Origin of the sequence: Pantoea sp. B65, from assembly GCF_047308185.1 — a bacterium.
GTDB lineage: Bacteria > Pseudomonadota > Gammaproteobacteria > Enterobacterales > Enterobacteriaceae > Erwinia.
This window is the reverse complement of record NZ_JAHXPU010000015.1, coordinates 419,097-430,405: the sequence shown is the minus strand read 5'-3', so window position 1 is coordinate 430,405 and position 11,309 is coordinate 419,097. Positions and strand designations below refer to the sequence as shown.

The window sequence follows — 11,309 nt, the reverse complement described above, 5'->3', positions numbered from 1 at the left end:
ATGTTTAATGACCATGACCATTATTTACAACGTTCTTATCAGGCAGGCTGGCACGATTTAGTGAATTTGTTTTTCAACGAGTTTTCTGCCGGGGAAACCGAACAGGGCTGTGAAACATTACGTCGCATCGGCCGGATGCTGGCTGAGTGGTATCCGGTCGACCGGGTCACCACTGTGTCGATCCTGGAAAACAACATTAATACTGTCCTTGAGTTATTTAACTGGGGATTTGTCAGAATGGCGCCGGCGCAGCGCGAATTAATAATTATGCATTGCGCATGGCCACATGCCCCGGCATCACGCGATGAAGCAAGCTGGCGAAAAGCCAGCGCCTGTATGCTGGAAGGCGCCTACTCTCAGTGGTTACAGTCACAGGGCGGTGGCAATGTCCCGGTGCGCTGGAAAGATAATGCCACGGAAGATGTTTTACTGTTCCGTTATGCCCTTGCTGAATAACAGCTGACACGTAAAGCATTGTTCTTGCCGCTCTGATATTAAGATTACAGGAAACAGATATGTTAAATGAAATTATGATTTCTGGCAGGAAGCTCGATCTTACTGATATCCACTCGGTGGAAGGCAATGTTTTTATGTCGCTGATTCTGGATTTGCATGGTGGGATCCGCTATGCAAATCCATTATATTGCCAGTGCAGTGGTTATTCCTGTGAAGAGCTGATTGGCGAACCCTTCAGATTGTACGATGATATCGTCTTGCTGCAGAAATGGCGCGATGAAAAAATCACTAATCCTGAAGGGAACCAGCGCCTCGAGTTACGTCAGCGCAAAAAAAATGGCGATATATTCTGGCTGGATATCACCCTGGTTCCACTGCGCGATAAACAGGATGAAATTGTCGGCTTCAGTATGATCTGCTTTGATGTGACCCGTCAGGTGTTGATCCGTGAGCGGTTGCATTTCCGCGCCCATAATGATGCGCTAACCAAAACCCTGAACCGGCAGGGCTATTATATCCATAGCCGGAAGATCATTAATGTGGCTAAAGGCCTTCAGAGTCTGGTGGCAGTGGCAATTCTCGACCTGGACGGCTTTAAAAAAATCAATGATGAGCTGGGGCATGCCGCCGGTGATGAAGTACTACGTGACTTTACCTTACGGGTAAAATCCTGTCTTCCTGATGACGCGGTTTTTGGTCGTCTCGGCGGTGATGAATTTGCCTTAACCTTTATTGAAAAACAGCAGGGCGCGGAGAGCGAAGCGTTATTTTCGCGTATTGTTGATCAGGTTAACAAACCAATACTCATTCGCAACATTGAGAAAACGATATTTCCCTCAGTCAGCATCGGCTATGCCCATTATCCACGCGATGGAACTCACTTTTCATCGGTAATGCGCGCAGCGGATATGGCGCTTTATCGGGTCAAATCCCTCGGGGGAAACAACTCATTTTACTATAAAAATTCATTACGATAAGGCAAAGAGATAAAAATGCTCAGCCCGCCAGTTTGCTGCCATAGAAATGCAAAGAACATGTTACACAACAAATAAAACCATATAATTCATGAGGTCAGATATGTTTAAAGCAATTATCCCTGTGGCAGGGCTTGGAACGCGCATGTTACCAGCCACCAAGGCGATTCCCAAAGAGATGTTGCCAATTGTTGATAAACCTTTAATCCAATACATTATTCAGGAGTGTTACGCATCCGGAATACGCGAAGTGATTCTGGTGACCCACTCATCAAAGAATGCTATCGAAAATCATTTCGATACCTCTTTCGAACTGGAATCACTGCTGGAAAAAAGAGTAAAGAATCAAATCCTCGAAGAAATTCGTCAGATTTGTCCGTCAGATATGAAAATAATGCATGTCCGTCAGGGTCAGGCGAAAGGGCTGGGTCATGCGGTGCTCTGCGCACAGCCGTTGGTCGGTGACGATGATTTTATTGTCATTCTGCCGGACGTGCTGATTGATGATCACTACAGTGACCTGAGTCAGGATAACTTATCAGCGATGCTGCGTCGTTTTCGCGAAACCGGGAAAAGCCAGCTACTGATTGAGAAAGTGGCTCATGCCGATGTCGAACGCTATGGCGTGGTCGACTGCGGCGGCGAACATCCGGCCAGCGGTGAGTTTTGCAGTATCTACAATTTAGTGGAAAAACCGCCGGTTGCTGAAGCCCCATCAGATTTGGCGGTGGTGGGCCGTTATGTGCTGTCACGTCATATCTGGCCATTGCTGGAAAAAACGCCGGTTGGCGCAGGTGATGAGATACAGCTTACCGATGCCCTGGCAATGTTATTACAGCAACATCCGGTGGAAGCCTATCACCTGAAGGGAAAATCCCATGATTGCGGTGACAAGATCGGTTATGTAAAAGCTTTCGTGGAGTACGGCACCCGTCATGCTGTTATCGGCAAAAATTTTCGTCACTGGCTCGGCGCAGTTCCCGCACTGGTAGAAGAATAACGATTTTAACTAATCCTACCTTCTGATTGAGCCAGACAAAAGTCTGTTTGTCTGCTTTATAGAGAAAGGAAATATAATGAAAAAATCAAATGCGCCCTTATCAGTCATATTTCTTTTTCTTACATCAGTATTATTTATGACATTGCCCGCACAAGCAGATAACTGGAGTGTATTTAAACAGAACTATCTCAGCCCTGTCGGACGTATCATGGATAAGACCAATGGCATAAGCCATTCGGAAGGTCAGGGATATAGCATGTTGCTGGCGGTCTATAATGATGATCCGGCCACCTTTGCCGAACTCTGGCTTTGGACAGCAAGGACGCTGTTTCGGCCAGATATCGGATTATTCTCCTGGCGTTATGATCCGTCAGCCGGGAAAGTGACCGATACCAACAACGCCAGTGACGGTGATACGCTGATTGCCTGGGCATTATTAAAGGCCGGGCAAAAGTGGCATAATCTGGATTATATTGCTGCCTCCACGAATATTCAGAAGGCAATTATCCATAACCTGGTGATCCCACTGGGTGATGACAAAATTTTGCTGCCGGGAGTGTATGGTTTTAGCAAAGATGATGGTTATATTATCAACCCGTCATACTTTATTTTCCCCGCATGGAAGAGCTTCTATGAGCAAAGTCATGACCCGGTATGGTTAGCATTGCGTAAAGGTGCACTACATATCCTGGACAAAGCGCATTTTGGCGAGGCAAAATTACCGGCAGACTGGTTATGGGTGAATAATGCTGGCGAGGTGAAACCAGCTCAGGGCTGGCCAACCCGTTTTAGCTATGATGCGATTCGCATCCCCCTCTATTTGAGCTGGAGCGATCCGGGCGCGTCACAGTTAATTGCTTTCCAGCATTTTTGGGCCAGATACGATCGCAATAATACCCCGGCATGGATCAATATTTCCGGCGGCGAGGCTGCCGGCTATAGTTTATCTGGCGGAGGGCTGGCTATACGCGATTTAATCATGAAAGATCCTAAACCAGCGGAATCTTCGATTATTCCGGATGAAGGTTACTACTCTTCGGTATTACACCTGTTAGCGTTGCAGGCACAAAAAAGACAAGGAAGCGGTTAGTTATTGTTTATAATATTTTTTTTTGCTAGATTCCCTTTTGCCGACTGTCTGTCGCTGGTTTTTCGCTTCAGACATTAAGCGTTTGGAGATAAAACATAACGTTATAAACACTATAAAAAATACTTCTTTACTTTCTTTAACATATCTATTTAGCAGGACGCCGTAAGGATTATGTAAAATTTAGTAAGAAGAGACTACACAACAATTAATTCGGGGCAGGTTAATCTTGAACCAGGAAAAATAATGAATATCCGTGATTTGGAATATCTGGTAGCTTTGGCCGAATATCGCCATTTTCAGCGGGCGGCTGAAGCATGTAATGTCAGTCAGCCTACACTAAGTACGCAACTGCGTAAGCTGGAAAATGAGCTGGGTTTGCTTCTGCTTGAGAGAACAACACGGAAAGTACATTTCACTCAAATAGGACTGCAGCTTGTTGAGCAGACAAGAACCGTTTTGCGTGAGATTAGTGTATTAAAAAATATTGCTCATACCGGTCAGAAAAGTACCGCTGATACCTTAAATATAGGGATTATCCCCACGCTGGCACCCTATTTGTTCGATCAGATCCATGCGTACTTCAGCGAAAGTTTTCCGAAAATGCAGCTGGAAATCTATGAGGCGGATGCTGAACGCTTAGTCTCAATGCTCAAGTCAGAAGAAATTGAGTGCGCCATTGTGGCTGATTCATACAATCTGGAAAATTATGTCGAACTGCCGTTGTTTGAAGAGCCTCTGGTTTTAGGTGTTCACCCTGATCATCCTTTCGCCAGGCTTGATGAGATTTCTATGGAGCAGTTAAAAGACTCTACGATGCTGATGCTGGATAAAAATAATGGTCTTCACGATCAGATTTTAAAATATTTTTATAAGCATGATATAAAACAGGATAAACGGTTTGTCGCTATGCATCTTGAAACCCTGCGTCGGGGTGTCAGTTGTAATCGCGGCATTGCCTTATTCCCCCTGTTAGCTACCCGTGGGGAGAATCAGAGTCAAATAAAGTATATTCGCTGCGTTAATCCGGTACCGGCACGCAAAGTGGTGATGCTTTTTCGTCGGGGAGACTCGATGCGCAAAAGTTATGAAGCCTTCAGGCGCATGATGGCGATTTTTATCACTGACTACAATGGGACACTCAATCCAGTCCTATGAACAGAGCAATACCCTATCTCGATGCAACCGCTTAGTCAGGGTTGCAAAGTTGATCCTCTCAGTACGCCGCCGTTATCCACCAGAGTACATCACCCCGCTGGAAGCTCAGGGTTTTATCTAAAACTGTGCTCTGATCTCATGGGGAGAGAGGTAGCCCTTGCCATACAGCATACTAATTTTAAAATAAACGCTGGCCAGCATAACGGTAAACTCTTCGACGCGGATGCCAGGTCGTAATTCAGGCAGAAAAGGAGATAGCGCAGTTAATAACTCATAATGGTCAACCGTTAAAGATTCAGAGTCATAACGATAAGGGAGTGCCAGCAACTCCATCATTTCATCTTCATCTTTATGGGTTATATAGGCGAGTCTTGTTGCCGTTTTCTCTACTATTGGCGGCACATTCATTACAGATACTGTCATGTTTTCACTGCTCTCCTTCAACTTTTTTTTGCTTCTTCTTTTACTCATTTCAGCCCTCATCACTGCTTATACTGAAATTGCATGCAAACTAATTGCAGATTGATTCCCTTCACAGCAGTATCGGTCACCAGGGCATAATGTTTATAGCTACTTAAAAATATATCCCAAAAAATCCAAAAAGAAATAATCTAAATTCCTAAATAAATTATAGACTATGGAGAAAAAAAAGCAGTGGAGGCAACTGTTTTTCAGACATTGGCTATGCGCGGTTTTTTATCACATTAATTTGACTTTTGAAAGGAAAAAATTACTAACAAAAGATGTTACACAGTAATTTATCCTGTAAAATTATCAATAAACAGTGACTTTACCCATAATATAGTATTTTATCTTTGGTTAGTCCGGCACAGTTAAAAATTTAACTTGCGCAGCGGATTTATATACAACATCTATATGTTTTTCGTTACGTCCGTTGATAAATAATCTTCCCGGCTACGGGTAATGAGAATTATCAAGGTTGAACCGCAGGCCACGATGCCGCAAAATCCCGGCTATATTCCCGTCATACCTCAGGCTGCAGGACGAGATGCCAATGAAAACCAAACTTGTCACCCGCGAAGGCTACAATAAGCTGAAACAGGAACTGGACTATCTGTGGCGCGAAGAGCGGCCGGAAGTCACCAAAAAAGTCACCTGGGCCGCCAGTCTCGGCGACCGCAGCGAAAATGCCGACTATCAGTACAATAAAAAACGCCTGCGTGAAATCGATCGCCGGGTGCGTTACATCACTAAAAGCCTCGAAGCGCTGCGCATTGTCGACTACTCGCCACAGCAGGATGGCCGGGTGTTTTTTGGTGCCTGGGTGGAGATTGAAAATGACGACGGCGAAACCAAACGCTTTCGCATTGTCGGCTATGATGAGATTTTTGGCCGCAAAGATTATATCTCCATCGACTCTCCGATGGCGCGCGCCTTGCTGAAGAAAGAAGTCGGGGATGCGGTTACCGTTGTCACCCCGGTGGGCGAAGCGCTGTGGTATGTGAATGCCATCGAATATATCGCCTGATGCATTCGGATTATGGCGCAATCCGCGCCGCGCGACTGGCAATTTTGCCCTGCAATCCGTATAACTATCCGCTGTTTTTAAGCCACTAAGTAACCAATGATGAATGATTCGCTGAGCCGCATTATTGCAAGTGAACTTCAGGCCCGACCAGAACAAGTCGAAGCCGCTGTTCGCCTGCTGGATGAAGGGAATACCGTGCCGTTTATTGCACGTTATCGTAAAGAAGTGACGGGTGGCCTGGATGACACCCAGCTGCGCCAACTGGAAACGCGCCTTGGTTATCTGCGCGAACTGGAAGAGCGACGTCAATCCATTCTGAAATCCATTGATGAACAGGGCAAGCTCACCGATGTGCTTGCGGCGGCCATTAACGGCACGCTGAGCAAAGCCGAACTCGAAGACCTCTATCTGCCATACAAACTGAAGCGCCGCACCCGCGGACAAATCGCGATTGAAGCAGGCCTTGAGCCGCTGGCCGATACCCTGTGGCAGGATCCCTCTCACGACCCTGAGCAGCTGGCCGCTGACTATGTTGCGGCCGACAAAGGCGTTGCCGACGTTAAAGCCGCCCTTGATGGCGCGCGCTATATTCTGATGGAACGTTTTGCCGAAGACGCCAGCCTGCTGGCGAAAGTGCGTAACTATCTGTGGAAAAACGCCCACCTTGTTTCCCGCGTGGTGGCAGGCAAAGAAGAAGCGGGGGCGAAATTCCGCGACTATTTCGACCACCACGAAGCCCTTGCCACTGTGCCCTCGCATCGTGCGCTGGCGATGTTCCGTGGCCGCAACGAAGGCGTGCTGCAGCTGGCGCTGAATGCCGATCCGCAATTTGATGAACCGCCGCGTGAAAGCCACGGCGAACAGATTATCAGCGAGCACCTGAATCTGCGCCTGAATAACGCCGCGGCAGACAGCTGGCGCAAAGCGGTAGTAAGCTGGACCTGGCGTATCAAGGTGCTGTTGCATCTGGAGACCGAGCTGATGGGCAGCGTGCGCGAACGTGCGGAAGATGAAGCCATTAATGTCTTTGCCCGTAACCTGCACGATCTGCTGATGGCCGCGCCTGCGGGCATGCGCGCCACCATGGGTCTCGATCCGGGGCTGCGTACCGGGGTAAAAGTAGCGGTGGTCGATGCCACCGGCAAACTGGTGGCCACTGATACCATTTATCCGCACACCGGACAGGCAGCCAAAGCAGCGGTCGCCGTTGCCGGTCTGTGTAGCAAACACCATGTCGAGCTGGTTGCTATCGGCAACGGCACCGCCTCACGCGAAACCGAGCGTTTCTTCCTGGACGTGCAAAAACAGTTCCCGCAGGTACAGGCGCAGAAAGTGATCGTCAGTGAAGCTGGCGCCTCGGTCTACTCCGCTTCTGAACTGGCGGCGCTGGAGTTCCCGGATCTCGATGTGTCGCTGCGTGGCGCGGTGTCCATTGCCCGCCGTCTGCAGGATCCACTGGCCGAGCTGGTGAAAATCGATCCAAAATCCATCGGTGTCGGCCAGTATCAGCACGATGTCAGCCAGAGTCAGCTAGCGAAAAAGCTGGATGCGGTAGTGGAAGACTGCGTAAACGGAGTAGGTGTCGATCTGAATACGGCTTCCGTGGCGCTGTTGATGCGGGTGGCGGGTCTGACCAAAATGATGGCGCAGAATATCGTCAGCTGGCGTGATGAAAATGGACGTTTCCAGAACCGTCAGCAACTGCTGAAAGTCAGCCGGCTGGGGCCAAAAGCCTTTGAACAGTGCGCCGGCTTCCTGCGCATTAACCACGGCGATAACCCGCTGGATGCTTCTACCGTGCACCCGGAGGCCTATCCGGTGGTGGAGCGCATTCTTGCCGCCACCCGCCAGGCGCTAAACGAGCTGATGGGTAACCCGTCTGAGCTGCGCAACCTGAAAGCTGTCGATTTTACCGACCAGCGCTTTGGTGTGCCGACGGTCAGCGACATTATGAAAGAACTGGAAAAACCGGGTCGCGATCCGCGTCCTGAGTTTAAAACCGCCCAGTTCGCCGATGGTATCGACACCATGAACGATCTGCTGTCCGGCATGGTGCTGGAAGGCTCCGTCACCAACGTCACTAACTTTGGCGCTTTTGTCGATATCGGCGTGCATCAGGATGGCTTAGTCCATATCTCTTCGCTGTCCGATAAGTTTGTCGACGACCCGCACAAGGTGGTGAAAGCCGGTGATATCGTCAAAGTGAAGGTGATGGAAGTCGATCTGCAGCGTAAACGCATTGCGCTGACCATGCGCCTTGACGAACAGCCGGGTGAAGGCAACGCCCGGGCGGGCGGCCCGGCTAAAACCACGCCACGCGATAACGGCCGACCGACGCCAGGCAAAGCCCGGCCAAAAGCCGCGCCGGCCGCGGCTGGCAACAGCGCCATGAGCGATGCGCTGGCCGCCGCGCTGGGCAAAAAGCGTTAATCCTGCAGGGGCGGCGTCAGCGTCGCCCCTGACCTTTAAGCCCGCCGCTTCTCCCCTGTTCACAACGAAATTGTTTTAGGTCAACTCTAACAATAACCATTCTCACTACACTCGTAGCATATGAACTATTCTGCCGCTGTGACGGCAATCCTGAGGTGCTCCTGTGCAACTTATTGCCCGGCAACAGTATAAAATTATCGGCTTTACCGCAGCTGTCGGCGCCGCTTACCGCCAGAAGCTCCTCTCCATGGGCATGTTGCCCGGTTCCACTTTCTCCGTGGTACGTATTGCACCGCTTGGCGACCCGCTGCAGATTGAAACGCGCCGCGTCAGCCTGATGTTACGCAGAAAAGATCTCGCCCTGCTGCAACTGGAAGCATTGGGTTAACGGAGCCAGACAATGAAGAGCTGCACCATTGGCCTGATTGGCAACCCCAATGCGGGTAAAACCACGCTATTTAACCAGTTAACCGGCGCCCGTCAGCGTGTCGGCAACTGGGCGGGCGTCACCGTCGAACGCAAAGAGGGCAGCTTTACTACCGCCCGGCAGCGGGTACAACTGGTCGATCTGCCGGGTACCTACTCACTGACCACCGTTTCGCAGCAAAGCTCGCTCGATGAGCAAATTGCCTGCCACTACATTCTCAGCGACGAGGCCGATCTGCTGATCAATGTGGTGGATGCCAGCAACCTTGAGCGTAACCTCTACCTGACGCTGCAATTACTGGAGCTGGGCATCCCCTGTATTGTGGCGCTCAATATGCTGGATATGGCCGAAAGCCAGAAAATCAGCATCGATATTGCGGCGCTGGCCCGGCGTCTGGGTTGCCCGGTGATCCCGCTGGTGTCAACCCGCGGTCAGGGCATCAGCCAGTTAAAACAGGCGATAGACGATCACCCGCTGCGTAGTCATCGCTTCACCGTCGATTATCCTGGCGAAATTGCCGACGCCGCTGCGCAACTGATACCGCTGCTGCCAGATAACTACTCCGGCCAGCAGCGTCACTGGTTAGCGCTGCAGATGCTGGAAGGCGATGTATTCAGTCTCGCCCAGGGCGGTCACGCGGCACAGCAACAGCTGAGCGTCCTGCAGTCTGCCCTCACCCGGGATGCCACGCTGGCGATTGTCGATGCACGCTACCACACCATTGAAAAACTGTGTGCGGCGGTAAGTAACAGTCATCAGGCACTGCCGCACCGACTCTCTCAGCGCCTGGACAGCCTGGTGCTGCATCGCTGGCTCGGCCTGCCGATTTTCCTGCTGGTGATGTATCTGATGTTTCTGCTGGCAATCAATATTGGCGGCGCACTGCAACCGCTGTTTGATGTCGGCTCGGCAGCGCTGTTTATTCATGGTATGCAATGGCTGGGCTGGAGTCTGCATTTCCCGGTCTGGTTGACGGTGTTTCTGGCGCAGGGCATCGGCGGCGGGATCAATACCGTTCTGCCGCTGGTGCCGCAGATTGGCATGATGTATCTGTTTCTCTCCTTTATGGAAGACTCCGGCTATATGGCGCGTGCCGCCTTTGTGGTCGATCGTCTGATGCAGGCGCTCGGTCTGCCAGGAAAATCCTTTGTACCGTTAATCGTCGGTTTTGGCTGCAATGTGCCATCGGTCATGGGCGCACGCACGCTTGATGCGCCACGGGAAAGATTAATGACGGTGATGATGGCGCCCTTTATGTCGTGCGGTGCGCGGCTGGCCATTTTTGCCGTCTTCGCCGCGGCGTTTTTTGGCCAGAATGGCGCACTGGTGGTATTCAGCCTCTATCTGGTCGGGGTCACCATGGCGATTGCTACCGGCCTGCTGCTGAAACACACCCTGATGCGCGGCGAAGCCACCCCGTTTGTGATGGAATTGCCGCTATACCACGTCCCCCATCTGAAAACCTTGTTACTGCAAACCTGGCAGCGCTTACAGGGATTTGTGCTGCGCGCTGGTAAAGTGATCATTCTGGTCAGCATGGTGATTGGCGCGCTGAACAGCTTTTCTTTTAGCGGTGAGCCAGTAAATAATATCAATGACTCGGCGCTGGCCGCCGTCAGCCGCAGTGTGACACCGTTGCTGGCGCCAATTGGCGTGCATAATGATAACTGGCAGGCAACGGTCGGCCTGGTGACCGGTGCGATGGCGAAAGAGGTGGTGGTCGGTACGCTCAATACGCTGTATACCGCGGCGGCAATTAACGAAACCCCATTTGAACCAGAGAAATTTAGCCTGACTGATGAACTGACCAGCGCCGTAACCCAAACCTGGCAGGGTCTGCAAGACACGTTCTCGCTCAGTGTGCTGGCAAACCCGATCGAAGCCAGCAAAGGCGAAGGGGAAATGGCTTCCGGCGCGATGGGGGTGATGAGCAGTAAATTCGCCAATGATGCCGCAGCCTACAGCTACCTGTTATTTGTACTGCTGTACGTGCCTTGCGTCTCAGTGATGGGGGCGATTGCGCGTGAAAGCAGCCGCCGCTGGATGTCATTTTCCATTTTATGGGGATTAAACCTGGCCTATTCACTGGCGACGCTGTTTTATCAGTGCGCCAGCTTTAGCGACCATCCGCGTTATAGCGGCATCGCCATACTGCTGGTATTGCTGTTTAATGCCGGCGTGATCGCCCTGCTGCGTCATCTGCGCTTACCGCCAGAAAGGATTGCGGTCAGCAATCTCGCATCCTCCGGCTGTCGTGGCTGCGCGAAAAGTGGAAACTGTCATTAATC

At 50.7% G+C, this 11,309-nt stretch carries 10 protein-coding genes; 9 read left to right on the top strand and 1 reads right to left on the bottom strand.

Features of this window, described 5'->3' with window-relative positions; translation table 11 throughout:
* The 5 genes from bcsD (at position 1) to oxyR (ending at position 4,675) form a co-directional block, all read left to right on the top strand.
* Positions 1 to 456 carry a cellulose biosynthesis protein BcsD gene (gene bcsD, locus JWF83_RS04805; RefSeq protein WP_413649065.1) on the top strand — a complete coding sequence of 152 codons (456 nt, stop codon included), beginning with the start codon at positions 1 to 3 and terminating at the stop codon, positions 454 to 456.
* 59 nt (positions 457 to 515) lie between these two features.
* The gene (locus tag JWF83_RS04800; protein WP_413649064.1) at positions 516 to 1,433 is read left to right on the top strand and encodes a diguanylate cyclase domain-containing protein; all 918 of its coding nucleotides are present in this window, start codon (positions 516 to 518) and stop codon (positions 1,431 to 1,433) included.
* Positions 1,434 to 1,533: 100 nt separating this feature from the next.
* Entirely contained in the window at positions 1,534 to 2,430 is an 897-nt protein-coding gene (galU, locus tag JWF83_RS04795) for a UTP--glucose-1-phosphate uridylyltransferase GalU (RefSeq protein ID WP_413649063.1), read from the top strand.
* 76 nt (positions 2,431 to 2,506) lie between these two features.
* The gene (locus tag JWF83_RS04790) at positions 2,507 to 3,520 is read left to right on the top strand and encodes a glycosyl hydrolase family 8 (RefSeq protein WP_413649062.1); all 1,014 of its coding nucleotides are present in this window, start codon (positions 2,507 to 2,509) and stop codon (positions 3,518 to 3,520) included.
* A 243-nt stretch (positions 3,521 to 3,763) separates the two neighbouring features.
* Complete coding sequence (gene oxyR / locus JWF83_RS04785) at positions 3,764 to 4,675, top strand: DNA-binding transcriptional regulator OxyR (protein WP_413649061.1); 912 nt, start codon at positions 3,764 to 3,766, stop codon at positions 4,673 to 4,675.
* 117 nt (positions 4,676 to 4,792) lie between these two features.
* Here oxyR and JWF83_RS04780 read toward each other — a convergent pair whose 3' ends face one another.
* The gene (locus JWF83_RS04780; protein ID WP_413649060.1) at positions 4,793 to 5,146 is read right to left on the bottom strand and encodes a hypothetical protein; all 354 of its coding nucleotides are present in this window, start codon (positions 5,144 to 5,146) and stop codon (positions 4,793 to 4,795) included.
* 544 nt (positions 5,147 to 5,690) lie between these two features.
* Here JWF83_RS04780 and greB point away from each other — a divergent pair.
* The 4 genes from greB to feoB all read left to right on the top strand — a co-directional run bounded on the left by greB (position 5,691) and on the right by feoB (position 11,307).
* The gene (gene greB, locus JWF83_RS04775; RefSeq protein WP_413649059.1) at positions 5,691 to 6,164 is read left to right on the top strand and encodes a transcription elongation factor GreB; all 474 of its coding nucleotides are present in this window, start codon (positions 5,691 to 5,693) and stop codon (positions 6,162 to 6,164) included.
* 96 nt (positions 6,165 to 6,260) lie between these two features.
* Positions 6,261 to 8,594, top strand: coding sequence for a Tex family protein (locus JWF83_RS04770; protein ID WP_413649058.1), 2,334 nt, complete (start codon positions 6,261 to 6,263; stop codon positions 8,592 to 8,594).
* A 163-nt stretch (positions 8,595 to 8,757) separates the two neighbouring features.
* On the top strand, positions 8,758 to 8,982 hold the full coding sequence (gene feoA / locus JWF83_RS04765; protein WP_413649057.1) for a ferrous iron transporter A: 225 nt from the start codon (positions 8,758 to 8,760) through the stop codon (positions 8,980 to 8,982).
* A 12-nt stretch (positions 8,983 to 8,994) separates the two neighbouring features.
* Positions 8,995 to 11,307 (top strand): Fe(2+) transporter permease subunit FeoB, encoded by a 2,313-nt coding sequence (gene feoB / locus JWF83_RS04760; RefSeq protein ID WP_413649056.1) that lies wholly within the window; start codon positions 8,995 to 8,997, stop codon positions 11,305 to 11,307.
* Positions 11,308 to 11,309: the final 2 nt, after the last annotated feature.

What these genes read in the sequence shown, in the direction of transcription:
- JWF83_RS04770 (WP_413649058.1), top strand. Translation starts at nt 6,261, where the DNA reads ATGATGAATGATTCGCTGAGCCGCATTATTGCAAGTGAACTTCAGGCC.
- JWF83_RS04790 (WP_413649062.1), top strand. Translation starts at nt 2,507, where the DNA reads ATGAAAAAATCAAATGCGCCCTTATCAGTCATATTTCTTTTTCTTACA.
- feoB (WP_413649056.1), top strand. Translation starts at nt 8,995, where the DNA reads ATGAAGAGCTGCACCATTGGCCTGATTGGCAACCCCAATGCGGGTAAA.
- JWF83_RS04780 (WP_413649060.1), bottom strand. Translation starts at nt 5,146, where the DNA reads ATGAGTAAAAGAAGAAGCAAAAAAAAGTTGAAGGAGAGCAGTGAAAAC.
- oxyR (WP_413649061.1), top strand. Translation starts at nt 3,764, where the DNA reads ATGAATATCCGTGATTTGGAATATCTGGTAGCTTTGGCCGAATATCGC.
- JWF83_RS04800 (WP_413649064.1), top strand. Translation starts at nt 516, where the DNA reads ATGTTAAATGAAATTATGATTTCTGGCAGGAAGCTCGATCTTACTGAT.
- bcsD (WP_413649065.1), top strand. Translation starts at nt 1, where the DNA reads ATGTTTAATGACCATGACCATTATTTACAACGTTCTTATCAGGCAGGC.
- galU (WP_413649063.1), top strand. Translation starts at nt 1,534, where the DNA reads ATGTTTAAAGCAATTATCCCTGTGGCAGGGCTTGGAACGCGCATGTTA.
- greB (WP_413649059.1), top strand. Translation starts at nt 5,691, where the DNA reads ATGAAAACCAAACTTGTCACCCGCGAAGGCTACAATAAGCTGAAACAG.